Consider the following 25,141-nt stretch of genomic DNA (forward strand, 5'->3'; position numbering starts at 1 on the left):
CAAACAAAGCCCTTCAGCCTGAACGCTGAAGGGCTTTTTCATGTTCTGTTGCTACAACTTGAAGAAGATCCCCTTCCTGTACAACCAGTAACACAAATACCACTCCAACACCAGCGTACACAATGCCGTCAGCACCTGCTGGTACCCCTGCGGCAGCCAGCCCGTAACGCCTTTCACAAATATGCCCACGGTACCGTTCAGCCACTGTATGCCCAGGGTTTCAAAGAAGATGTAAATAAAAATAGAGTTCATGCCCACTACCACCGCCACCCAGGTATACCGCCGGTGGTCTTTGATGTCTATCCACCGGTAGAGCGCGGCCAGTATCAGCACTACCCAGCCCAGCGATGCCAGTACAAAACCGCCGGTGCTGATCCTTTTGATGATGGGTGAAGTGCCCGCCCAGTCGAGGCCGTAGCCGAGGGCCAGCGCAGCCAGGCCTGCTATGGCCAGTACTTTTATTTTGGGATAGGGCCCCATCAGCAGCTTGCCTGCGCTCACGCCCAATATGGTATGCGCAGCCGTGGGCACGCAGTTAAAGGCGACCCACCCGTCCGGGTTGATCTTTCCCATCAGCAGCGTATCTACATAGGCGCCGAAGTTGCGGCCCTGAGTAAAAGGCTGGTCAAAACCGGGTAGCAGCACCAGCTGGTACAGTGCATCGTTCAGGATGATCATCAGCAGCGCGGCGGCTACCTGTGTCCGGAAAGAGCGGTGAATGAGGAAATAAGCCACCATTGTGGTGAATGAAAGCTGGGTGAGCACGTTCCATAGTTCCCATACCAGCTTTCCCTGGTACACGCAATGCAGCCCCGTGCCCAATAAAAACAATTTGAGACTGCGCAGCGCAATATGCCTGAAGTTGCTGCTTTCAGGCATACCTTTGCTGCGTTTGCGTTCCACGGCAATGTACATGGCGGCGCCGGCCATGAACATAAAGGCGGGCTGCACCAGGTCCCAGAACCGGAGGCCATGCCAGGGGTGATGGAAAAACTGGCTAACAAAGGCTTTCCAGCCCTGCCCCCACTCCAGCTCATATAAAGCTTCATACAAACGGCAGCTCTCGCCGGCCAGCAGCAGCATAATAATGCCGCGCATCACATCCAGCGAGAGTAACCTGCCTTCCTGCTTGGGTAGCATCATAACGGCTATTCGAACTTGATTTGCAGGGCCGGCTTGCCTGCTTCAGGCACGCGGCCCAGGGTGGCAGACCAGTCGTTCTTGGTGGCCATGATGCCCAGGCGGAACGCTTGCGTGGTGGCCAGGTTCTTGATCTTGGAGCGTACCAGCCGCATTTCGAACTTCATCAGCCCGCCGCTTTCTGCTATGGTGCCTACGGTATAAAATTCCGTGGCGCCGGAAGGTTCAAAGGAAAAGGCGTTTTGCGCGCCCTTGTGGTTGAAGGCGTCCAGCCAGTCTCCCAGTATGGTGCCTTCCAGCAGCACGTCATAACCCGCGTCTGCAATTTCCATCTGGTAGCCGGTGCCGGGGTTGTTGTCCGTGTCCAGGTAAATATCGTAGATGTCCCCGTTAGACTGTTTGCTGCTCACCTCTAGGTAGAGATAGATGTACTGTGCATCGTAATCTACCTTCAAGCGGCGGAAGTGTTTTTCTGCCGCGCCGGTCACGGATTCGTACTGCGTTACGTTATCCCAGTCCGCCAGCGAGTTGTCGTTCAGCTTTACGGGAGATGTTTTGGCGATGTAGATCACCGTGGCGCCTTCATACTCCCGCCCGTCTTGCGTTTTGGCATACAGTACCGGTACATACTTGCCTTTGCCGGGATAGGTGTGCACCGGGCTTTTTTCCGTAGATGATTCACCGTCACCAAAGTCCCAGCGGTAGGATGCGGCGCCAGTGGTCTCGTTGTTGAACGTAACGGTACGGTCTTCAATGCTCACCTGGTAAAAAATGTCAGGCGCCGGTGCGGCCTCCTCTTTCTTGCAGCCGGCGGCTATGCAGGCCAGCAGCAGGTATTGCAGAATATATTTGGATATTTTCATGTTGTACGGCTTGAAATGAAACGATCAGGGATTTTGCTCACAGAGTTTATTTGTCTGCACCTCATCTATCGGGATGAAATAGATCACGCGACTGGCATCCGGTTGTACCGTCATATTAGCATAACCGGCGGGCTGCGCGGCCAGGTTGATGTCTGACTCTTTCAGTCCCGGCAGGTGATAACCCCAATAGCGGCGGTTCAGCTCCCGCTTGTTGCGGTACACGTCAAAGTTGCGGTGCCCTTCAAAGGCCAGCTCTATTCTCCGTTCCTTCAGCACTACATCCAGCGCGGTTTTACCCGCGGGCACCTGGCGGTTGTACAGGGCGCCCTGCAAACCGCGGTTCTGGCGTACCATGTCTACATTGTCCAGTGCGCCGCCGGCATCACCCGCTTTCGCGAGGGCCTCCGCCTTATTAAGGTACATCTCCGCCAGGCGGAACATAATGGGTGAGCTCAACGTAGGACTACCGCCCTGGAAAGAGAACTTGGAGATATAATAGATCTCGATGCCGTTCTTCTTCTGCACTGTGCCGCCGCCATCCTTCAATGGTACAATATAAGACCAGCGCACATCTTCCATATGTGCCGCCATGGTATCTCTCAGGGACTGTGAAGCAAATTCTTCCCCCCAGCCGGAGTTACCGTCTGAATACAGCATGGAGGCAATGGAACCGGCCTTTCCGTAGTCATCTGCCGCTGTCAAAGCCACGCAGAAAATAGTTTCCTTGCCGGCCGTGGCGTTGGCAAACAGTTGCGGGAAAGAAGCAGCCGTTTCCAGCGTGAAGCGGCCGGAGCTGATCACCTTGTCTGCATAGTACACGGTGCTGTCATTCGTTTCTTTATACAAGTATGCTCTTGACAGCAGCGCCCACGCCGCTTCTTTGGACGCAAACTGCACGCCGCGCGGCTGGTTCATCAGCTCTGCGCCCTTGATAGCGTCTGCCACTACGGAAGCATACACTTCCCTTACAGTAGCCCGCGCTTTTTGAGACGGATCACTCACAGCGGTGCGTAATATAACGCCCGGCGCATCCGGGTTTTGCGTGTAGGGCCGCGCGTAGAAGCGCACCAGGTTGAAGTGGCAGAACGCCCGCAGGAAGTAACACTCCCCTATCAGCTGGCGCACATCTTCTGACGGGTTCTGTATCTTTTCCGCAGACTCTATCACCGTATTCACGTCATTGATGATCTTGTAGGAAATGTACCAGAAGTAGCGGCTGTTGGTCTGCGTGGCCGTATGATCAAGCGAAAAGCTGTAGTACAGCGGGTCTGTGGTGGTCTGGCCGCATACAATATCATCTCCCGCAAAATCACTCATCTGGAAGTACTGGCGCAGGTACATGTTATTACCGTCTGTAGTGCCGTTGAAAGACACATGGTCTTTGAACAGTGCATAAGCCCCGTTCAGCGCCTGCTTCAGGCCGTTCACCGTACCGGTGAGCGTGCCGGTGTTCAGCGCGTCGCTGGGGTTCACATCTTTCAGGCAGCCTGTTAAAGAAAGTGATACTGCCAATATGCTGAGGATAAGTTTCGTTCTCATGATCTTTCAGTTTTTTGCTAGAACCGGATGTTGATATTAAACAGGTACTGGCGGTTGTTCGGATACTTGAAGTCAGACAGGCCGGGCATCACAAAGCTTCCCGCCGTAATGGTGGTGGCGGGGTCCTGCCCCAGGAAGCGGGTGAAGGTATACACATTGTCTGCCGTCAGCGAGAGCGTTACCGCGTCAAGCCCGATGCGGCTGCTCCATTCCGTTGGCAGCGACCATGCCAGCGCAATGTTGCGGATGGCGAAGAAGCTGCCGTCTTTCAGGAAACGGGTAGATGTTTCCGTGGCATTGGCGGAGTTCTGCGGGCTGGGCTCCGTGGCCACATCTCCCGGCTTCGTCCAGGTGTTGTACCCCTTGGGCAGTACGATCTGGTTATAGTAAGGTTCCAGCCCGTCGTTCATCACAAAGCGCAAGGCATTGCTGAACACTTTGTTGCCGGAAAGGAAATAGGCGTTCACGCTGAGCGAGAAATTGCGGTACTTCCAGAAAGAGGTGATGCCGCCTTGCATCCTGGGCAGCGCGGAGCCTACTTCCTGGTAGGTAGCGCGGGCATATTCTGAAGTAGCCTCACGGGAAATCTCCTTCCCGTCCGCATCCCGGTTGATCACCTCCCATTGCGGCGCACCGGTTTCGGGGTTCACGCCCAGCCATTTGGGCATGTAGAACTCGTACAGGTTGCCGCCGTTGCGGTATATCTGGGATATGCTCCAGGTGGGCTGGGTACGGGTGATATCACTGGGCAGGTGTTGCAGCTTGTTGGAGTTGAAGTTGATGTTAAAGTCTGTGCTCCATTCAAAATTGCGGGTCTTAATGTTCACCGTGTTAAGCGTTACCTCCACGCCTTTGTTCACAATTTCACCGGCGTTTTCCCAGCGCTGTTCAAAGCCTACGGACAGTGGCTGTGATACCTGCAGCAGCAGGTTTTTGGTGACGTTGTTGTATACATCCAGCGTAAGGTTGACACGCTGCCACAGGCCCAGCTCAAGGCCGGCGTTCACCTGGTGCTTGCTTTCCCAGGTGAGGTTGGGGCTGGGCAATTGCGAAGGCGTAGCGGCAGAAGAGCCGTTGTACTGGCTGCTGAGGGAATAGAGGCCCAGGTAACGGGAGGAGCCGATGTCTTGCGTACCGGTAACACCGTAGCTGGCGCGGAGCTTCAGGTTGTTGACAACAGGATGGTTTTGCAGGAAAGGTTCATTGCTCAGGAGCCATGCTGCGGATACCGCCGGAAACGAGCCATAGCGGTTGCTGGCCGGGAAAGCGGTAGAACCGTCTATGCGATAGGAACCGGTGAGAAAATACCTGTCCCGGTATCCATAGCTGACCTGTGAAATAAATGACTGGATGATGGCCGCATCGTTAAACCCGCTCACCAGCTGGTTGCTGGCTACCACGTTCAGCACAGACAGGCCTTCCGGCAATCCCCTGCCGGAGGCGCCTACCACTTCCGTTTTACTGTTCTCAATGGCAATGCCCGCCAGGCCGTTAATGGAATGGTCTCCCTTGCGGAAGCTGAACTTCAGCAGGTCATTGGAAATAATGCCGTAGCCCAGCGTACCCAGCTCATTGAGAAAACCGGTGCCGTTGTACTGGCCGGCCACTACGGGAGCGTAGTAGTCCGTGCCTTTGTTATAGTTCACCGCTGCGCGGTTGGTGCTGGAAAAAGACAGCCAGTCCGTGATCTTCACCTCCAGGTTCAGGTCATAGTTGGCGCTGAAGCTCTTGTAGCTGTGGTTGGAGTTGCGGATGGTGTGCATGGGGTTGGTCTTGTCTCTTGACCACCAGCGGAAGGGCGAGTTGCCGTCTACATAGACCGGCTGGCCGGTACTGTCGTACGGGTTGTCCCAGGGCATGTTCAGGTAGGCGTAAAACACGTCTTCATAGTTGAAGCTCTTGCCGGTAGCGGCGCTGAGGTTCACGTTATTGGTAACGCTCACGTTTTTGGAAAAGTGATGCGTGGAGTTGCCGCGCAGGTTGAGGCGCTGGAAGCCTGTATTCCGGAACGTGCCTTTTTCATTATAGTAAGAAATACTGGTGTAGTATTCGTTTTTCTCATTGCGGCCGCTGGCGGAAATGAACACATTGTTCACCGGCGCGGGTTTGAACAGGGTGGTCAGCCAGTTGTAGTCCTGGCCCCGCAGGCTGCGGGGGCGTTCTGCATAAAATTTGAGCAGGTCTACCTTGTAGGAATTGTCTGCAGCGCCTGGAATGTAGTCGCGGTAAAATTCCTTATGCCGTTCATACAACTGCGCGCCGTTCATGAGGTCCATTTTGCCGAAGTCAGGCGTACGCAGGCCTGACGTTACTTTGGCCTCAAAGCGGGTTTTGCCGGCGCTCCCTTTTTTGGTGGTCACAATGATCACCCCGGCGTTGGCCTGCGAGCCATACATGGCCGTGGCGCCCGCATCTTTCAGAATGGAGATGCTCTCCACGTCATTAGGATCAAAGCTACCGCCTATGATACCATCCACCACATATAAGGGGCTTTGAGACGCATTGACGGAGCTGACGCCGCGCAGCCTGATCTCCGCCGCGCTGCCCGGCACGCCGGAGCTGTTCACCACCTGCAGGCCGGCTACCTTGCCTTGCAGCATGGAGCCTACATCGTTGGTGGTCACGTCTTTCAGCTTTTCTGAAGAAACGGTGCTCACCGCGCTGGTCAGCTCGCTTTTCTTTTTATTGCTATACCCTACCACCACTACTTCGCTCACGCTTTTGGTATCTTCCAGCAGGGTGATGTTCATGGCCCTGCCGCCGGCGGGAATGGCTGTTTCCTGCGTGGTGTAGCCTATGCTGCTGATCACCAGCACAGCGCCTGGCGGCACTTCCGTTAACCGGAACATGCCCTGCTCCGTGGTTTGCGTGCCCTTGCGCGTACCCCGCACCATCACCGTGGCGCCGGGCAGCGGCGTGCCATCTGCAGAAGCTACCCGGCCGGTAACCGTTACCAGGCTGTCTGCCACAGCGGCAGGCGCTGCAGCCGCTTCAGGCCGTTTCCTGATCACAAAACTGTTGCCTTCCAGCGCATAGGTAACCTGCTGGCCTTTGAGGCACAGCTCCAGCACCTCCTGCACAGGCGCGTCTTTTACCCGGATGGAAACAGGGCTTGCAGACTGCAGCACTCTTTCTGAATAGACAATGGAAACGCCGGTTTGTGTGATGATTTCCGTCAGCACCTTTTGCAAAGGCATCTTTTTTACGGACAATGTTACCTTCTGGGAGTAAGCCGTGGCGCTCACTTGCAAACAGGTAACCAGTACAAGGAATGTGGTCAGTTTCATAACCAGCATAATTTTGGTTGACAGCCCGCAGCGGGGGCGGGCAGCTACATTACAACTGAATTGCATACTTTTGTGGTGTTTGGTGATACCTTAAATGAACTATCAGCATAATTCTTTAAGCGTGCCAAATATCCGCCGGGAGTGTTGCCGCACTTCCGGTTTTTATTTGTGCACCCTTGGGCGGAAACGGGGCCAGACTGCAGTTCCGGGCCGCTTCCGGTAATTTTGGTTGTATATATGACTGCTGCGTCAGGGCAGCACAACTATCTTCTTTCCTTCTATCCTGAAATGATTGTAGCCGCTGGCTTCCAGCAGGTGGAGCACGTTAGACAGGTGCAGGTTGCGGGATATGCCCCCGCCGTACAGCTCGCTGCTGGGCGTTGCCTGGTAAACGATGTCTACATCGTACCAGCGTGCCACCTCGCGCAGAATAGCCGGCAGGGCCATGTTGTTGAACACAAAAAGCCCGTTCTTCCAAGCCATTACTTTTTTCACATCGGCCTGCTGTACGGTTACCCGGCGGCTTTGGCGGTCCAGCACCGCTTCCTGCTCAGGTTGCAGGAGGCGCACGTTCTCCCCCGCTTTTACCTTTACCGCGCCTTGCAGCAAGGTGGTGTTGATGGTGGCTTCATCTCCATAGGCCATTACGTCAAAGTGGGTGCCCAGCACCTGCACTTCCATGCCCTGCACCATCACTTTGAAAGGCTGCGCTGCATTTTGCGCCACTTCAAAGTATCCCTGGCCTTCCAGCTCCACGGTCCTTTCTTTGCCGGTGAAAGCGGTGGGGTAACGCAGAGATGAGGCGGAGTTGAGCCACACGCGGGTACCGTCAGGCAGCGTTACTTTGAACTGCCCGCCGCGGGGCGTGCTGAGCTTGTGGTATTGCAGGGCGGGTGTTGCCGCATCTTCGCCGTACAGCAACTGCCCGTTCTGCTGGGTGATGCGGGTATCCTGGCTGTTGATCACGCGGTGGCCGGCGCTGTCTAGCGTAAGGGTGGAGCCGTCTGCCAGCGTGAGGGTGGCCTTGTTGCCGCCCGGCGCCACATCTCCCGGCAGTTGCTGCGCTGTGGGCGGCGCCGGCGGCTGTGCGTCAGGGGGCAGCCACCAGCGGTAGGCCGCACCGGCCAGCAGCAGCACAATGGCGGCCGCGGCCGCCACCTTGCCAACGGTAAACAGGTTCCGGCGTTTGGCCGGCGGGCGTTGTACAATGCTATTGTAAACACTCTCGTAGTCTACCTCCGGCAACGGCGCAGATACCGGTATGTGCAGGCCGGCCTCTTCTACCAGCTGCTGCAGCGCTTCATCTTCAGACATCTCCGCAATGCGGGCAAACAACTCATCCAGCTCTTCCCTGGTGCAGGTTTTCTGCACATAGCGCTGCAACAGTGTTTTGATCCTTGACAAGTCTTGTGGCATAATTCAGGTTTTCGCTCCAACGTAAAGACGTTTGTGCAAAGCGGAAGGACCGCGGGGGAGGAAAATATTTTTTGGGGATTGATTTTCAAGGGGGTTAAGGCCGCACTTCCGACAGCAGCTGAAACAACACCGCCATCAGCACAGAGTGGCGGGCCAGGAAGAAACGGATATGTTTGAGTATTTCCACCAGCAGGTTTTTCACCCGGCTTTTTGACAGTCCCAGCTGCGCGGCAATTTCTTCATGGCTCAGTCCTTGTTGCCGGCTGAGCCGGTATACCTCCTGCTTCTGGGAAGACAGTTGGGCCAGCGCCTCGTTCACCAGCCGCTGGTACTCCTTGGCGTCCAGCAGTTCATCCGCCTCCTCCGGCTTGCCGGCCAGCGGGGCAGACATATTGCTCCATACCTGGTTGATCAGTTGCTGCTGCCGCGATACCTTCCGCAGATAGTCCACCGTTTTATTGCGGGCTATCATGAAGATGTAATTGCCTGCATGCTGAATATCGGGCAGTTGCTCCCGTCCGGTCCACAGGCGGAGAAAGGTTTCCTGCAATATATCTTCCGCATCCGTGGCGGAATGGGTCAGGTGATAGGCAAATCCGAAAACCTCCCGGCTATGGCGGGCATACAATTCCCGGAAGGCCTGTTCATCCCCTTCGCGCAGTTTTTTGATCAGCTCCTGCTCTGTCATTGCGCCAATTTTAGGCAATTTATGGCGCTAAAAAAAGCGGAATCTTTTAAAAGGCGGCGGGCGCAAACCTTCAGCGCTCATTTCTTCTTTTTTTTATACACCAGCCGCGCGCTTTGCAATTCCCTGCCCAGCTCGCGCAGCCCGTCCTCTATCTTCTTTTTCTGTTTGTCAGAGGCCTTGGCCAAGCCGGCTTTGTATTGGCGCATCAGGGATTCGTTCATGCCTACCCGCCTTGCAAAGGCGGTGATCTCCAGCATGCCGAAGTGGGCAAAAATGCTTTCAAGATCGTATTTGTAGACAAACTCCAGCTCGCCATTGTTGAGGCGGGGGTCATTGATTCCTTCTTCCTGATCCATTTCCAGGTAACCTTTGATGGCCTCCTGAAAATCTGTCTTTACCTTGGGAACGGTATTGGCATAACCTGTTATGCATGGAAAGTCATCTTCCGTATAGGCGCCAAAGCCGGTGGAAGAGGCTTCAATAATGACTGTGATCTTTCTCTTTTTCATAAATATCGTTTTAAGCTCCGGCCCTGGTTCTTTAATCCGGCCATTTTTATGATCTGCTGCAGGGTACCTGTCGGCACCTCTTTACTAACATGTTTACCTACGGCTACCCTGCCGCTTTTGTGAGGATGTACATAATAATGATGCTTGTTCGTCCGCTTTATATACCAACCGTCCCGCTCCAGCATCCGGTACAATTCTGAAAACTTCATTTTCCAGTGGTTAACAATTACAAACAATGGTTGCATACCCAAATATAACGTAAACGTTATAACCTCCAAAAAAATTTTATAACAAATATGTTATAATTCTACAAAACCGGGCCACACCCTACATTTCCCCTGTCATTCTGGCATTTTTTTGTATTTTTGCTTCCTTAAATTGTGACCGGACATGCTGGAAATTGCTGATAAAGTACATGATGAAAGCCGTCAGGGCGAGGCCATAGCCCCGCTGCAGGGAGATACCCGTACCTATTTAAAAAAGTTTTATATCGAAAGTTATGGTTGCCAGATGAATTTCAACGACAGTGAAATTGTGGCGTCCATTCTCAATAAAGAAGGTTTCGGGGCTACCCGCAATGCCGAAGAGGCTGACCTGGTATTGCTCAACACCTGCTCCATCCGTGAAAAGGCGGAGCAGACCGTGCGCAAGCGCCTTACGGAGTTCAAAAAGACCAAAAGAGACCGTCCCGGCTTCCTGGTGGGCGTACTGGGCTGCATGGCCGAGCGCCTGAAGGCCAAGTTCCTGGAAGAGGAAAAGCTGGTAGACCTGGTAGTGGGCCCGGATGCCTACCGCAGCCTGCCCGCCCTTATAGAAGAGGCAGAAACGGGCCAGAAGGCCATCAACGTGCTGCTCAGCCGCGAGGAGACTTATGGGGACATCAGCCCCGTTCGCCTCAACAGCAACGGCGTTACCGCTTTTGTGTCTATCATGCGCGGCTGCAACAACATGTGCGCCTTCTGCGTGGTGCCCTTCACCCGCGGCCGCGAAAGAAGCCGCGACCCGCGTTCCATCCTGGAAGAAGCTGCAGACCTCTTTGAAAGAGGCTACCGCGAAGTAACCCTGCTGGGCCAGAACGTAGACTCCTATTATTTTGTAGATGAGGCCGCCGGCGAAACCGTCACTTTTGCCATGCTGCTGGAGAAAGTGGCCGCCATCAGCCCCCTGCTGCGCGTACGCTTCAGCACATCGCACCCGAAAGACATTACAGACGAAGTACTGTTCGCCATAGCCCGCCATGAGAACATCTGCAACTATATCCACCTGCCGGTGCAAAGCGGCAGCAACCGCATCCTGCAGCTCATGAACCGCACCTACACCCGCGAGTGGTACATGAAAAAGGTAGACCGTATCAGGGAAATACTCCCCGGCTGCGGGCTTTCTACAGACGTCATCACAGGTTTCTGCACGGAAACGGAGGAAGACCATGCAGATACCCTGGCCATAATGGAGTACGCCCATTATGACCTCGCCTATATGTTCGCTTATTCAGAACGCCCCGGCACCCTGGCCGCCCGCCGCTACCAGGACGATGTACCGGAAGCCGTGAAGAAGCGGCGGCTGGCGGAAGTAGTGGCCCTGCACCGCCGCCATACCCTGGAAAGCATGCAGCAGGATGTGGGCAAAACATTTAAAGTATTGATTGAAGGCACTTCCAAACGTTCGGAAAACGACCTGTTTGGCCGCAACGACCAGAACAAGGTGGTGGTGTTCCCCCGCGGCAATTACCAGAAAGGGGAATACGTGATGGTGAAGGTGGAAGATTGTACCGCCGGCACCTTGCTGGGCAATGTGGTGGAAGGCCATTGATAAAACAAAGGAAGGAATTATGGACAATATTCAGAGCATCAAGAACCGCTTCGGCATTATCGGCAACTCGCAGGCATTGAACTATGCCCTGCAGGTGGCCGCGCAGGTGTCTAACACAGACCTGACGGTGCTGATTTCAGGTGAAAGCGGTGTGGGCAAGGAAGTATTCTCGCAGATCATTCATGCGCTCAGCGCCCGCAAACATAACCCCTTCATAGCCGTTAACTGCGGCGCCATCCCGGAGGGCACTATAGATTCCGAACTGTTCGGGCACGAAAAAGGTTCCTTTACCGGCGCGGTAGACAGCCGGAAAGGTTATTTCGAGACCGTGAACGGCGGCACCATTTTCCTGGACGAAATAGGCGAAATGCCCCTCGGCACACAAGCCCGCCTGCTGCGCGTGCTGGAAGCCGGGGAATACATCCGCGTAGGCTCTTCCAAGGTGCAGAAAACAGACGTGCGCGTAATTGCCGCCACCAACCGCGACCTGCTGGAGAGCACCCAGCAAGGCAAGTTCCGGGAAGACCTTTATTACCGGCTCAACACCGTGCCCATCCGCGTACCGGCGCTGCGTGACAGGAAAGAAGACATCCCCATGCTGTTCCGCAAGTTCTGCGTAGACTTTGCCGAACGGTACAAAACCACCTCCATCCAGCTGGACGAAGAGGCCCGTGAAATGCTGATCAATTACCCCTGGCCCGGCAACGTGCGCGAGCTGAAAAATATTGCAGAGCAAATTTCCGTACTGGCCACAGACAAGCTGGTAACTGCCACGGAACTGCGCCGCTTCCTGCCGGAGCAGCCGGTGGTAAACCGCCTGCCTGTACTGGCCCCCGCCCAGCACCAGGGCGGCAACGGAGATTTTGCCAGCGAAAGGGACATCCTGTACAAATTATTCTTTGACATGAAGAAGGACGTAACGGAACTGAAGAAGATGTTCTTCGACATTCTGCAGAACCCTTCCATGGCCAATACGCCTGCTTTCCAGGATGGCGGCATGATGCATAACTTCCAGCCCGCGGAAACGCCCGCGCAGCCGAACATCATTGCGCCCTCCCAGCCGTATATCATACAGGACAGCAGCAAAATAGACCATCATGAGGAAGTGGAAGAAACCCTCTCCATTGCCGACAAGGAAAAGGAACTGATCGAAAAGGCGCTGAAAAAGCACAAAGGCAAAAGGAAAGACGCCGCGCTCGATCTGGGGATTTCGGAACGGACTTTGTACAGAAAACTGAAGGAATACAATATCAATGAGTAAGCTCCCTATGTCAAAATACATTTTTCTGCTGGCCAGCGTAAGCCTTTGGCTGTTCTCGTCCGCCTGCTCCATCAAATATTCCGCCAGCGGCGCCAGTATAGACCCTGCTGCCAAAACCGTGCTGGTACGCTTTATTGAGAACCGGGCGCCGCAAAACAACCCGCAGCTCAGCCAACAGGTAACGGAAAAACTGCGCACCAAGATCCTGGCGCAAACCCGCCTTACCCAAACCAATGACCAGGGCGCTGACTACGAGTTCAAAGGCACCATTACCGGCTACTCCATTTCCAACGCCGCCGTTACGGATATAGACAAACCCGCTTCCGCCCGTTTGACCATTACCGTGAACATCACGTTCATCAAGCGTATTGGCGACAAGAAAGGGTTCACCAACCAGTCATTCTCCCGCTCTGCGGACTTTAACGCCAGCCAGACCATTAATGAAGCGGAACCGCGGCTGCTGGAAGAAATTGTGCCCAACCTGGTAGACGATATCTTTAACCGGGCCTTTGCCAACTGGTAGTAACGGGCTATTTGATTTATATATTATTTTCATATTTTAGCACCCATGACCGCTAACAGGATCATTCACCATATTTTTAACGAACCGGACCTCCGGCAGGTAGACCAGGCAAGCCTGGAGCAGCTGGTGGAAAAGTACCCGTATTTTGCGGCGGCACGGATGCTCCTGGCCAGGAAAGAATTTGCGGAAAACAAAGACCTGACGGCCTCCGCGCTGAAAAAAGCGCAATTGTACAGCAATACGCCCCAGCAGGTGCACCAGTTCGTGACCGCCCCGCTTCACGAAACGCCCGTTTCCCCTGTTGAAGTTGACAATGCGCCTGCGGAAGCAGCACTGTCCGCCGAAGACGAGGCTATCCTGGCTGAACTGGCGGCGGAAGACGCACGGAATGCGGCCGCGGCCCGGGCAACGGAGGTGGTGGAAGAAGAAGCAGCGGATGTTGCAACGGAGCAGGTGAAGGAAGAGCAGGTAGAAGAGCCTGTTGTAATAGAGGATGCTGAAGAAGTGGGGGTAAATAACGAAATAACAGAAGAAGAACAACAACAGGCGCCGGCGCCATCATATATACCAGACGCAGAAGACGAAGCCATAGCCGCCAAATATGACGAGTTCCTGTACGAGCAGGAAACACCGGCTGAAGCACCGGATGAAGTAGTGGCCGTTGATTATGAAGCCGAACAGGAAAAGGCCGAATTCGAGACCGCCCGCACACAGGCCGCACCAGACGAGATAGTAGCCGTTGACTATAAAGCCGAACAGGAAAAGGCCGAATTCGAGACCGCCCGTACACAGGCCGCACCAGACGAGATAGTAGCCATCGATTACGAGGCCGAACAGGAGAAAGCCGAATTTGAGGCCGCCCGCAACCTCACCGCGCCAGACGAGATCATAGCCATAGATTATAGCGCTATCCGCGAAGAAGAACATTATGAACCGGAACCGGAGGAAGAAGAGATCGTAGTGGAAACGGCCGCTTCCGCTGAAGGCGCGGGCCTCACCCTGCCCGCCGCCGCAGCACCCGTGGCCGATCAGCAGGAAGAGCCGGCAACAAATGAAGCGCCCGAAGCTGATCACCAGGAGGAGCCGCAAACTGAAGAGGCCCCCATCAGGATACACCCGATGGACACGCCCGCCGAAGAAACGGTGCTCACCTTCCAGCCGCTGTACACAGAAGATTATTTTGCTTATAAAAAGCTGAAAGACCCGAACTCTGCAGAAATGATGACCGACAAAGCCGCAGCAGAAATGAGAAGCTTTACCGACTGGCTCAGGGAACTGAAAGATTCCTTTGCCGGCAGGGCCACGAAAGACTGGTATCACCAGCAGTTGAACAGGCTGTATGAAGATGACGAGCCGGAAGTATCTGAAAGAGTGGAAAAAATGGCCATAGACTCCATTACGCTCAACGATGACATCGTGTCAGAAACCCTGGCCGAGATCTGGGTACGCCAGCACCAGCACGGGAAAGCCATTGCCGTATACCAAAAATTAAGTTTGCTTAATCCCGACAAAAACGCTTATTTTGCGCAAAAGATCAAAGATCTGCAATTACTAACAGACAACAATAAATAAAAATAACAACACACATGTTGATTTTCTTTGGAATATTGATCGTTTTAGCCTGCATTTTACTTGGCTTCTTCGTGCTGGTGCAAAATCCTAAAGGCGGCGGTCTTTCCGGTTCTTTCGGCGGTTTCGGTAACCAGGTAATGGGCGTTCGTCAAACCAATGACATCATGGAAAAAGGCACCTGGATACTCGCTGCTGTAATTGCAGTGCTCTGCCTCACCTCTGCCATGTTCATCGGCAAAGGCAGCGGCGGCAGCGTGCAGAAAGGTTCCAGCACCATTGAACAATCTGCCGGCCCGGCCGTTCCTGCTCCTGCCAACAGCACGCCTTTACCGGCTCCCCAGCAGCAGCAACAACAACCGGCCCAACAGCAGCCCGCTCCCGCGGCGCCTGCCAAACCGTAAATAATATTATTCATCATAATATTTATAAATACCTCGCCGTTAAAAGCGGGGTTTTTTATTGCAACAGCTCCGCATTTCTATGAAAAGAACCAAAGCCAAAAACACCAATTCCCCCTGGATACGCCGCATTGCCGTTGTAGCCGCCTGTTTGCTGGCGGGCGGCATGGTACTGGCCGCCTACCTGCTCATGGGCCCCAACACCAGATCTTTCGGGGATAAAAAATATTTCTACGTACCCACAGGCAGCAGCTACCAGGATGTATTGAAAGGGCTGCAGGAGCAAGACATTGTACGCTCTGTATCTACCTTCAACCTGGTGGCCCGCCGGCTGGACTACCCCACCCGCGTGAAAGCCGGGCGTTACGAGATCAAAAAAGGCATGGGCAACCTGGAAATAGTGAGAATATTGCGCTCCGGCCGCCAGTCTCCCGTAAAGCTGGTCATCAACAAACTCCGCCTGAAAGAAGATTTTATACGCCTGGTATCTACCAACCTGGAGGCAGACTCCGTGGCCATGAGGGCCATCCTGGAAGACCCGGTACACCTGCGCCAGTTCGGGCTTGACACCAATACCGTGATGTGCGCCATAGTGCCCAACACCTACGAGTTTTACTGGAACACCAGCGCCGGCAAGGTGTTTACCAAACTGGAAGACGCCTATGAAGCCTTCTGGAACGACGAGCGCCGGGCCAAAGCCTCCGCGCTGGGCCTGAAACCCACGGAAGTGACCACCCTGGCCTCCATTGTGGAAGAAGAAACCAACCGGCACGATGAGAAGCCTGCTATTGCCAGCGTATACCTCAACCGCCTGCGCAAGGGCATGAAGCTGGGCGCAGACCCCACCGTTAAATATGCCATGAAGAATTTTACCCTGCGCAGAATATGGGGCAGTTACCTGGAGTATGATTCTCCGTATAACACTTACCGTTATAGCGGCCTCCCGCCCGGCCCCATCTGCACACCCTCTTCCAAATCCATTGATGCGGTGCTGACGCCGGCAGATACCGAGTACCTCTATTTCTGCGCCAGGGCAGACGGCAGCGGCTATCATGCTTTTGCAGCTACCTACAAGGAACATCTTGAAAATGCGCGTGCCTATCAAAAGGCATTGAACGCAAGAGGGGTGAAATAATACATTCTTTGTATTTTTACAGCAGTCCAATAATCCCCTGATGGTTGATGTAGAAAAACTCGTTCTCGAATCAAAACCCGTACAATGGCTGGTGCATAAAAGTAAAAGCCTGGTGCTGCCGGGGTTTGAGGGGATTCCCCTGTACGATGTGATTGTGTTCTTCCTGAAGGAGACCGCGCGGGAAAGCCTCGTGGAGCGGGCCGCTGCTATATCTTTCAACTTCCTGCTGGCCATCCCTCCTTTTTTCATCTTCCTGTTCACGCTGGTGCCTTTTATTCCCCTGCAGAACATTGAGCCTACGTTGTATGACCTGGCAAAGGCCGTTACACCTAACGAGAACTCTTACCAGATTGTCAGGGAAATGATCCATGACTTCCTGTACACCCATCGTAACACCCTGCTGTCTTTCGCGTTTATACTCAGCTTCTATTATTCCTCCAACGGTGTAATGGGCATGCTGCGCTCGTTTGACAAGCTGCTGCCCGGCTTCAACCAGCGCCTCTGGTGGCAAACGCGGCTCACCGCGCTAAAGCTCACCATCATACTGGTTATACTCCTGCTGGCCACCGTAGCGCTCATCATCATGCAGGGCAATATTATGCGCTGGATATTTGAAGTGCTGGACCTCCGCGATTCCTTTTCTCAATTTGCACTGGTAGCCGCGCGCTGGGCATTGATAGTGCTGCTCTTTTTCGCCATCATTTCCGTGATCTACCGCTTTGGGCCCGCTACCAAAAAGAAATGGAAGTTCATTTCCGCCGGCGCTACTTTTGCTACTGTTTCCATGATCGTGGTAACGCTGGGCTTCTCTTTCTGGGTGACCAACTTTGCACAATACAACCAGATCTACGGCTCCATCGGCACTGTGCTTATTCTCATGCTGGTGGTATATTTCAACTCGTTCATATTGCTGATCGGCTTTGAGCTGAACACCAGCATCAGCACCATCCGCGAAATTGCGCGCGAGCGGGAAGCGGACGAAGAGCCTGAAATACAGGGACTTTCCTGACTTCATGTTAAAATCCTATCAGCTTAACGTTAAAGAAAATGGAAAACAGCCGTAACTGCTTTTTAATGCGTGTGAAATACCGTAATTTCATGTTCAACCTTTAAACTAACGCCCTATGAAAAAGCAATTTGTTTTACTACTTCTTGCTACCGTATGGCTCGCAGCATTCCGCTCTCCTGACGCGCTGGAAGTAGGCGCTAAAATGCCGAAGCCTGATGTAAAAATGAAAGACGTAACAGGCAAGGAAGTTTCTCTCAACGATGTTAAAAAAGCGAACGGCCTGCTGGTGATGTTCAGCTGCAACACCTGCCCTTACGTGCAGCGCAACCAGGACCGTACCCGCGAAATAGCGCAATACGCACTGAAACATAATATTGGTGTGATACTGGTCAATTCCAACGAAGCGGAACGCGCCGGCGGAGATTCTTTTGACGCCATGAAAGCCTACGCCAAAAAACAGAATTACCAGTGGTATTATGCGGTAGACAAGAATAACGAGCTGGCCGATGCTTTTGCGGCAGACCGTACGCCGGAGTGTTACCTGTTCAACAAGGAAGCAACGCTGGTGTATAAAGGCGCTATTGATGACAATCCCGGCAATGCCGCCGGTGTAAAAACCAAATACCTTCACAACGCCATGGATGCCATGCTGGCCGGCAGGGCGGTAGAAGTCACATCGTCCGCCTCCGTAGGCTGCGGCATTAAACGCAAGATGTAAAATTTATTGTCCAACGAGGAACACCGCGTTCCCGAATAACAGCTTGCCGTTTTCCCAGAAACTGCGGAAGAGCGGGTTGTCTGCCAGCAGCACAATGGAGCCGGCGCCCAGTTCCCTTACCCCGAACAGCAGCCCGTCTTTGAGCTTCCCTTTTGTTTGCGCGCCCACAAAACCGGTGAGATAATCATCTTTCTTCAGCACGCCCACGTTCCAGCCGCCGCTTTCGATGAACTCCAGCAACTGGTCGCTTTGTTTGAGGGTATAATAATAATCAGGGTAGCCGAAGGCCAGCGGGTGAGTTTTGTCCAGGTGTACTTTGTAGATGGCGCCGGGAATGATCTGTGTTACACTTTCCCTTTCCCGGTTGCCGTATGGTTTCAGGGCTTCGTAAGGGTCTTTCTTTTCATCTTCTTTTTTCTCCTTGTCTTTGTCCTCTCCGTCCTTCTTTATTTTAAAGCCCCATTCCGCCTGTGCCAGCTGGGTAACGGCCTCTTCCATGGCAATGAGCTTTCCGCCGTTGCTCACCCAGTCCCGGATGCGCTCCAGCACGGCTTTATCATTCAGCGCCGTGTAGTTGCCCGCGGGCAGTATGAGCACGTCTATATCTTTCCAGTTAACGCCGTACAGGCCGGAGGTATTCAGCACCGTTACCGGGTAGTCTATCTGCTGCTCAAAGAAATGCCATATTTCCCCCATGCTGAGGGAATACGCACCTTCCCCGGCCAGCACGGCCACTTTGGGTTTCTGTATCAGGCGCAACTTATCTGAACCGAAATCCGCCCCTTTCTCCACAAATCCGGTGGGCACTTTCACCAGGCTGATATCCATTTTCTGCGCCAGCGCGGGCAGCGCGTCCAGCGGGCCATTGCCGGCTTTGGTGATCACCAGCGTACCGGCCGGGTAGTTGATTTGGCCGATGGTGAAAGCTGTTTCCGTAAAACGCACCCTGATGTTGCGGTTGAGCAGCGCGGTCAGGAACTTCAGGTCTTTGAGGCTGTTCCACGGCGCCAGGTAGGCATATGTATTGCCGGCCGCGGGCGGGGCCGGTACGGGCTTTTCAAGACTGTCGTGCAAGGGTACGCCCAGCTTTTGTTTCAGCGCGTAAGCCGGCAGGCCGTAAGCGTAAGGCAGCGCCCAGGCGGTAATATCGTAGGTTACGGAATCCGTGAGGCGGGCCACGGGTTCAAACAGTACGCGTACCAGGTTGGAGCGGGGCTGGAAGGCGCTGATCACCAGGTCCTCCTTTTCTATGCTGAAAGATTCCGTTTTGCCTGTAAAGTAGTTGAAACCGCTGCTATTGGCATTGCCGCTGGCAAAACCCGCTACAATTTCATTTTTGCGCAGCAGCTCCGCCAGCGCCTGCAGTTTTTCGCGGTTACCGGCCGCTTTGACCACAAACGTTTTATAGTCGCCCACCGGCTGCTGGCGCGCCTGCCGGAAGTAGGCGGCAAATTCATTGACCAGCTTGCCGGCATTGGCGGCAGACACTTCAATGGTGGCAATGCCGGTGGTGAAGTGATGTTCAATCCGTTTCTTGAGGGTGAGCGTATCTCCCTGCCGGGTGAAGATGGCCAGGCCCGCGCGGCCGCTGCCCCCCTGCTCGTACGTCATACCGATGGCGCCGTTGTAGGTGGGGTACGTATCCCCGTAGCTGGGGTAAAAGAGGTCGAATTGCTCGCGGGTAAAGTACAGCCAGCCTTTTTCATCAAAGTAGGTGGCGTTGTGTTTGCCTATCTGCGTCTGGAAATCACGCTGCCAGGCCGTTACCGCGTCATGCAGCGGCTCGGCGGCGGGCGCAAAATAATACGGCGCGTCTACGCCCTGTTCATGAAAATCCACATGCACCTGCGGCATCCAGCGGTTGTACTGGATCACGCGCAGCCTGCTCTCCTGCTGGGTTTGCCATGCCCAATCCCGGTTCAGGTCAAAATAATAGTGATTGCTGCGCCCGCCCGGCCAGGGCTCGTAATGCTCCCGCGCATAAGGCGTAGCATCCGGCACTTTGCTGTGCACCGCGTTGTAGAAATTCACGTAACGCTCCCGCCCGTCAGGGTTCAGGCAGGGGTCTATGATCACCACGGCCTGCTGCAGCAGCTCCGTGCGTGCAGTGATGAGCGTGTAGAGGGTTTTCATGGCCGCTTCTGTAGATACGGCCTCATTGCCGTGCACGTTGTAGCTGAGCCAGATGATGGCCGGCTGCGCGCCGGCTTCCGTCTTGCCCGCCACCACGTCCAGGTTATGCTGGCGGATGGCCTCCAGCCGCTCCATGTTCTCCGGCGAGGCTACAATGGCCATCAGCAGCGGCCGGCCTTCGTAAGATTCCCCATAGGTTTCCAGCTTCACCGTTTTAACGGTGGCGGCTATGTGCCTGAAATATTCCACCACCTTGTAGTGCGGCGTAAAGCGCGTGCCCAGCTCATATTGCAGGAATTGGGAAGGCGCCGTCTGGGCGGCGGCCCGCGTACAGATCAACAGGAAAAACAGGCAAACCGGGAGCAAATACCTCATAACGTCGTGTATTCCTCTAAGATAAAGAAATGAAGGTTGCCCGCAAAAGCGCCCGCGTGATGAAATGCTGTTATTCCTTCCAATAAATCTTATTTTTAACCTCCAAACAAGTTGCCCATGCGTTTTCCGTTAATAGCCGTTCTGCTGCTGTACACCGGCGCTGCCCTGGCCCAGAGCAGCCCTTATGATTACCAGGTCACCAAATACATCACGCCAAAGCGGTACGCAGTAGTATCTGCCCACCCGCTGGCCAGCGAGGCTGGCGCGCTGGTGATGAAACAGGGCGGCAATGCGGTAGATGCGGCCATTGCCACACAGCTGGCCCTGGCCGTGGTATACCCAGAGGCCGGCAACCTTGGCGGCGGCGGCTTTTTGGTGGCGCGGTTGCGCAACGGGCAGTCACTTTCCATAGACTACCGGGAAATGGCGCCGCAGAAAGCCCACCGGGATATGTACCTGGACGCTAACGGCAACGCACAAACGCGCCTCAGCCTTGACGGCCACCTGGCCGCCGGCGTACCCGGCACCGTGGCCGGCCTGTTTGCCTCCCACAAGTACGCGAAGCTGCCCTTCGCCAAGCTGGTGGCGCCCGCCATCAAACTGGCCGAAGGCGGTTACGTGATCACAGAACGGGAGGCCGCCGGCCTTAACCGGCGCAAGGAAGATTTTGTACGCCTCAACACCATGCCCACCGCTTTTGTAAAAGACACGCCCTGGAAGGCCGGGGATACGCTGGTGCAGAAAGACCTGGCCCGCACCCTGCGCCTCATTGCGCAGAAAGGGGCAGCGGGTTTTTATGAAGGAGAAACGGCGGAGAAAATAGTAGCCGAAATGCGGCGCGGCGGCGGCATCATTTCCGCGGCAGATCTCAAGGGCTACCGTGCCAAATCACGCAAACCGCTGCAGTTCAAGTTCCGCGGCTATGATATACTCACCATGCCGCTGCCCAGCAGCGGCGGCGTGGGCATACAGCAAATGCTGGGCATGGTGGAAAGTTACCCGCTTGAAACATGGGGCTTCCACAGCGCGCAAAGCGTACAGGTGATGATAGAAGCGGAGCGCCGCGCGTATGCAGACCGCGCCAAATTCCTGGGAGACCCTGACTTTACCACTCCCCCGCTGGCCGCCATTACCACGCCCGCCTACCTTAAAAAACGCATGCAAACCTTCACGCCCGGCAAAGCCACGGTGAGTGATTCCGTAAAGGCCGGCCTTGTAGCGGAAAGCATGCAAACCACCCACCTCAGCGTGCTGGACGCGGAAGGCAACGCCGTATCAGTTACCACCACGCTTAACGGCGGCTACGGCAGCAAGGTAGTAGTAGGCGGCGCCGGCTTTTTGCTCAACAATGAAATGGACGATTTCTCCGTAAAGCCCGGCACGCCCAACATGTACGGCCTCATTGGCGCGGAGGCCAATGCCATTGCCCCGCGCAAACGCATGCTCAGCTCCATGACACCCTCTATTGTGCTCAAAAACAACCGCCCCGTGCTGATTGCCGGCACGCCCGGCGGCTCTACCATCATCACCTCCGTATTCCAGACCATTCTGAATGCCCTGGTGTTCAACCTGGATGCGCAAACCACCGTTAACGCGCCCAAGTTCCACCACCAGTGGCTGCCGGACGAAGTGAGAATAGAGCAGGATTTTCCGGACAGCACCCGCGCCGCGCTGGAGAAAATGGGTTATAAGTTCGTAAAAAGCGGCCCCTGGAGCCGCACAGAGGTGATCAAGATACACCCTGACGGTAGAATTGAGGCAGTAGGAGATAAACGGGGAGATGACAGTGCGGCGGGGGAATAACCGGCAAATGCATCCCCGGATGATTTTGTACATTCGCAACAGCACAAACCGCAAAATCTATGTACCTGGAGAGCTTTAAGCAACGGTTGCTCACTTACAAGGAGCTGGCGGAAAAAACCTTCGCGCAGCTGAATGACGAGCAGGTACACTGGCAACCCGCCGGTGAGCCCAACAATATTTACATCATCGTAAAACACATGAGCGGCAACATGCTGTCCCGCTTCACGGACTTTCTCACCACAGACGGAGAAAAACCCTGGCGCCAGCGGGATGCAGAGTTTGAGGACGACCCCGGCGCCACCAAAGCGCAGATGCTGGACATCTGGAACAAGGGATGGGATTGCCTGATGAACACCCTCAACACCCTGCAGGAAGCAGACCTCGGCAAAACCGTATACATCAGAACGGAACCGCACCTGGTGATAGACGCCCTGAACCGGCAGCTGGCCCACTACCCTTACCACGTAGGCCAGATCGTTTACCTGGGCAAAGTGATGAAAGCAGACAACTGGCAGAGCCTGTCCATTCCCAAAGGCGGCTCCCGGCAATTCAATGAGCAAAAAGCCTCCGGCAAATGAGATATTTTTTGACGATACCCGTATTGGCCCTGCTGCTGGCTGCCTGCGGCTCCAGCAAAACCAACGCCCTGCTGCAGCATAAAAAGTGGAAGGTGTACGATGTAACCGTTCCCGCCTCAGACCCTTACAATAATGTACAGGTAACACAGGCCAAAGACCTGAAAAGCGGGTATTACGCAGATGCTTACTACCAGTTCCTGGACAACGGGCTTTTTATTGCCACCATTGCCGGCCAGCCTGACAGCGGGCGTTACAAGCTGCTGAGCAACGGCCGCATTATTTCCATCACTTCCGCCAACGGCTCCCGCAGCGCAGAGCACCTGGTAGAAGTAACCGCCCTCACGGAAAACGAGTTTAACATGAAGGTGAAGTCAGGCGATTATCATTTTATTCTGCATACCCGCAAACAATAGCATGGTAAAGATCACAGACACCACGCCCGGCAGAACGGCCCAGGTAGACGGCAGGAACTGCCTCTATTTCTCCGGCTTCGCCTACCTGGGCATGCATGCCTCCCATACCTTCCGTGACCTGTTGGCCGTAGGCCAGGGCCGGTTTGGCAGCGTGTACCCTTCTTCCCGCATTTCCAACCTGCAGCTGCGGCTGTATGAAGAGCTGGAGCATGCGCTGGCCACGCAGCTGCACCAGCAGTCTGCCGCCTGCTTCTCTTCCGGCTACCTGGCCGCACAGGCCGCCATTACCTACGCCGCCACGCGCGGGCAGGTGCTCTTTGCCCCCGGCACGCACCCCGCCCTGCGGTACCCCGGCGCGGAAGTGCCCGCAGGAGACTGGGACAACTGGCTGGCCACCGTTACAGACATGGTGAACCTGGGAGCAGATGGCCAGTACGTGCTGGTAGCTGACGCCGTCAACCCGCTCACCGCCACCATCAACAATTTTTCACCGCTGGCCGGTCTGCAGAAAAAAGCCCTCGTACTGATAGACGATTCTCACGGCATTGGCCTGCTGGGCCCACAGGGAGAAGGCATTATACACCTCCTTCCGCCCAACCCCGCCGCGCATTACCTCATCACCGCCTCACTGGCAAAGGCCTACAGCCTGGAGGGCGGCCTGGTGGCAGGGCATGCCGCAGATGTGGCCGCCATCCGCCGCCTTCCCCTGTTCACCGCCAGCACGCCCATTATACCCGCCAACGCCTACACTTTTCTGCATGCCGGCAGCGCATTTGCCGCTGCCCGCAAAAAGCTGCGTGACAATATCACTGATTTCAAACGGCAAACCGCCGGCATATCCGCCATGCGCCACCCGCATGAGCTGCCCGTGTTCATCCTGGAAGACACGGCGGAAAGCGTATATACCTACCTGTTAGGCCGCGATACGTTTATTTCCTCTTTTGCCTATCCGGACCCGCTGGGCAAAAAGATCAACCGCGTTATCCTGTCCGCCCTGCACACCCGGCACGATGTGGAAGTGCTGGCCTCGCAGCTGGCGCAATTTTATGCAGTAACACCCTGATCCATTCAACACACTGCTTATGCTGAAAAAACTCGCTTTTACCCTGCTGCTGGCACTGGCCCTGCTGCCCGCCCGCTCACAAAACGCGTTGCTGTACAAGATCAGCAGCAACGGCCTGCAACAGCCCAGCTACCTGTACGGCACCATTCACCTCATTTGCCCGGAAGACCTCGTCATTTCCCCCGGCCTGAAAAGCGCCATGAATGCCGCGCGGGAGCTGTACCTGGAAATTGACATGGATGACCCTTCCATGATGGCCACCATGGGAGAAGCCCTGAAAACGCCCGAAGGGTATGACCTGGCGCAGCACTTCCAGCCCGGTGACTTTGACCGGCTGGCCGCTTTCATGAAAGACAGCATGCGGGCAGACATTGCCCCTTTCCGGAAAATGAAGCCGCTGGTAGTACAGATGATGATACTGCGGCGCGTGATCACCTGCCCGATGCCCGCCTCTTATGAGCAGCAGCTGGTACAAATGGCCACCGCGCAGAAAAAACCCGTGCAGGGGCTGGAAAAAGTGGAAGAGCAGGTAGCCATGTTCGACGCCATCCCGGACAGTACGGAGAGCCGCATGATCATGGAATACGTCAACAACTTCCAGCAGCAGCGCAATGCCTTCAACCGCCTGGTAGCCGCGTACAAGCGGCAAGACGTGGCGGCGCTGCACAATGAGCTGAAATCATCTCCCGAGCTGGCCGGTTTTGAAGACCTGCTGGTATATGACCGTAACCGCAACTGGGTACCCGTGATGGAAAAGGCCATGCGGCAGGGCACCGTGCTGGTAGCCTGCGGCGCCATGCACCTGGGCGGCAACCAGGGCCTGCTGGCGCTGCTGAAAGCGCGCGGGTACGCCGTAACGCCCGTGCCGTAACCCGTTGGTACCGCCAAACGCCCGGTTCATTATTCAAA

Annotated in this window: 21 protein-coding genes; 13 read left to right on the forward strand and 8 right to left on the reverse strand. The window is 55.0% G+C overall.

Annotated features, from left to right (window positions below; all coding sequences use genetic code 11):
* Positions 1 to 51: 51 nt before the first annotated feature.
* The 7 genes from ABDW36_RS15645 to ABDW36_RS15675 form a co-directional block, all read right to left on the reverse strand.
* On the reverse strand, positions 52 to 1,143 hold the full coding sequence (locus tag ABDW36_RS15645) for a DUF5009 domain-containing protein (protein WP_343702858.1): 1,092 nt from the start codon (positions 1,141 to 1,143) through the stop codon (positions 52 to 54).
* A 5-nt stretch (positions 1,144 to 1,148) separates the two neighbouring features.
* Positions 1,149 to 2,003, reverse strand: a complete 855-nt coding sequence (locus tag ABDW36_RS15650) for a PKD domain-containing protein (protein WP_343702859.1) — start codon at positions 2,001 to 2,003, stop codon at positions 1,149 to 1,151.
* A 24-nt stretch (positions 2,004 to 2,027) separates the two neighbouring features.
* Positions 2,028 to 3,542 (reverse strand): RagB/SusD family nutrient uptake outer membrane protein, encoded by a 1,515-nt coding sequence (locus tag ABDW36_RS15655; protein WP_343702860.1) that lies wholly within the window; start codon positions 3,540 to 3,542, stop codon positions 2,028 to 2,030.
* Between the two features lie 17 nt (positions 3,543 to 3,559).
* Positions 3,560 to 6,829 carry a SusC/RagA family TonB-linked outer membrane protein gene (locus ABDW36_RS15660; protein ID WP_343702861.1) on the reverse strand — a complete coding sequence of 1,090 codons (3,270 nt, stop codon included), beginning with the start codon at positions 6,827 to 6,829 and terminating at the stop codon, positions 3,560 to 3,562.
* 249 nt (positions 6,830 to 7,078) lie between these two features.
* Positions 7,079 to 8,245 (reverse strand): FecR domain-containing protein, encoded by a 1,167-nt coding sequence (locus tag ABDW36_RS15665; RefSeq protein ID WP_343702862.1) that lies wholly within the window; start codon positions 8,243 to 8,245, stop codon positions 7,079 to 7,081.
* Positions 8,246 to 8,339: 94 nt separating this feature from the next.
* Complete coding sequence (locus tag ABDW36_RS15670) at positions 8,340 to 8,933, reverse strand: sigma-70 family RNA polymerase sigma factor (protein WP_343702863.1); 594 nt, start codon at positions 8,931 to 8,933, stop codon at positions 8,340 to 8,342.
* A gap of 77 nt (positions 8,934 to 9,010) precedes the next feature.
* Entirely contained in the window at positions 9,011 to 9,442 is a 432-nt protein-coding gene (locus tag ABDW36_RS15675; RefSeq protein ID WP_343702864.1) for a hypothetical protein, read from the reverse strand.
* 390 nt (positions 9,443 to 9,832) lie between these two features.
* Between ABDW36_RS15675 and miaB the strand changes: the two genes are divergently transcribed.
* From miaB to ABDW36_RS15715, 8 genes are all read left to right on the forward strand, one after another.
* Positions 9,833 to 11,251, forward strand: coding sequence for a tRNA (N6-isopentenyl adenosine(37)-C2)-methylthiotransferase MiaB (gene miaB, locus ABDW36_RS15680; RefSeq protein ID WP_343702865.1), 1,419 nt, complete (start codon positions 9,833 to 9,835; stop codon positions 11,249 to 11,251).
* A gap of 19 nt (positions 11,252 to 11,270) precedes the next feature.
* On the forward strand, positions 11,271 to 12,512 hold the full coding sequence (locus ABDW36_RS15685; RefSeq protein WP_343702866.1) for a sigma-54 dependent transcriptional regulator: 1,242 nt from the start codon (positions 11,271 to 11,273) through the stop codon (positions 12,510 to 12,512).
* Positions 12,505 to 13,035: an LPS assembly lipoprotein LptE gene (locus ABDW36_RS15690; RefSeq protein WP_119079891.1), complete on the forward strand. Its 531-nt coding sequence runs from the start codon at positions 12,505 to 12,507 to the stop codon at positions 13,033 to 13,035. The genes ABDW36_RS15685 and ABDW36_RS15690 overlap by 8 nt, the downstream gene beginning before the upstream one ends.
* Positions 13,036 to 13,080: 45 nt before the next feature.
* Positions 13,081 to 14,607, forward strand: coding sequence for a hypothetical protein (locus tag ABDW36_RS15695; RefSeq protein ID WP_343702867.1), 1,527 nt, complete (start codon positions 13,081 to 13,083; stop codon positions 14,605 to 14,607).
* Between the two features lie 14 nt (positions 14,608 to 14,621).
* Positions 14,622 to 15,008 (forward strand): preprotein translocase subunit SecG, encoded by a 387-nt coding sequence (gene secG, locus ABDW36_RS15700; RefSeq protein WP_343702868.1) that lies wholly within the window; start codon positions 14,622 to 14,624, stop codon positions 15,006 to 15,008.
* Between the two features lie 79 nt (positions 15,009 to 15,087).
* Positions 15,088 to 16,140 (forward strand): endolytic transglycosylase MltG, encoded by a 1,053-nt coding sequence (mltG, locus tag ABDW36_RS15705; protein WP_343702869.1) that lies wholly within the window; start codon positions 15,088 to 15,090, stop codon positions 16,138 to 16,140.
* 40 nt (positions 16,141 to 16,180) lie between these two features.
* Positions 16,181 to 17,149, forward strand: coding sequence for a YihY/virulence factor BrkB family protein (locus ABDW36_RS15710; RefSeq protein ID WP_343702870.1), 969 nt, complete (start codon positions 16,181 to 16,183; stop codon positions 17,147 to 17,149).
* Positions 17,150 to 17,264: 115 nt separating this feature from the next.
* Positions 17,265 to 17,867: a thioredoxin family protein gene (locus tag ABDW36_RS15715; protein ID WP_343702871.1), complete on the forward strand. Its 603-nt coding sequence runs from the start codon at positions 17,265 to 17,267 to the stop codon at positions 17,865 to 17,867.
* Positions 17,868 to 17,870: 3 nt separating this feature from the next.
* Here the strand turns inward: ABDW36_RS15715 and ABDW36_RS15720 are convergent, their stop codons facing one another.
* Positions 17,871 to 20,375: a M14 metallopeptidase family protein gene (locus tag ABDW36_RS15720; RefSeq protein WP_343702872.1), complete on the reverse strand. Its 2,505-nt coding sequence runs from the start codon at positions 20,373 to 20,375 to the stop codon at positions 17,871 to 17,873.
* A gap of 117 nt (positions 20,376 to 20,492) precedes the next feature.
* On the opposite strand from ABDW36_RS15720, the gene ggt reads away from it, so the two are divergent.
* Genes ggt through ABDW36_RS15745 form a run of 5 tightly spaced genes read left to right on the forward strand, consistent with a single transcriptional unit; the run spans position 20,493 to position 25,103 of the window.
* Positions 20,493 to 22,178, forward strand: coding sequence for a gamma-glutamyltransferase (gene ggt, locus ABDW36_RS15725; RefSeq protein ID WP_343702873.1), 1,686 nt, complete (start codon positions 20,493 to 20,495; stop codon positions 22,176 to 22,178).
* A gap of 59 nt (positions 22,179 to 22,237) precedes the next feature.
* Entirely contained in the window at positions 22,238 to 22,756 is a 519-nt protein-coding gene (locus ABDW36_RS15730; protein WP_343702874.1) for a DUF1572 family protein, read from the forward strand.
* Complete coding sequence (locus ABDW36_RS15735) at positions 22,753 to 23,169, forward strand: hypothetical protein (RefSeq protein ID WP_343702875.1); 417 nt, start codon at positions 22,753 to 22,755, stop codon at positions 23,167 to 23,169. The genes ABDW36_RS15730 and ABDW36_RS15735 overlap by 4 nt, the downstream gene beginning before the upstream one ends.
* Position 23,170: 1 nt before the next feature.
* Complete coding sequence (locus tag ABDW36_RS15740; protein ID WP_343702876.1) at positions 23,171 to 24,232, forward strand: aminotransferase class I/II-fold pyridoxal phosphate-dependent enzyme; 1,062 nt, start codon at positions 23,171 to 23,173, stop codon at positions 24,230 to 24,232.
* Positions 24,233 to 24,251: 19 nt separating this feature from the next.
* The gene (locus ABDW36_RS15745; RefSeq protein WP_343702877.1) at positions 24,252 to 25,103 is read left to right on the forward strand and encodes a TraB/GumN family protein; all 852 of its coding nucleotides are present in this window, start codon (positions 24,252 to 24,254) and stop codon (positions 25,101 to 25,103) included.
* Positions 25,104 to 25,141 lie beyond the last annotated feature (38 nt).

Origin of the sequence: Chitinophaga sp. (assembly GCF_039596455.1) — a bacterium.
Taxonomy (GTDB): domain Bacteria; phylum Bacteroidota; class Bacteroidia; order Chitinophagales; family Chitinophagaceae; genus Chitinophaga.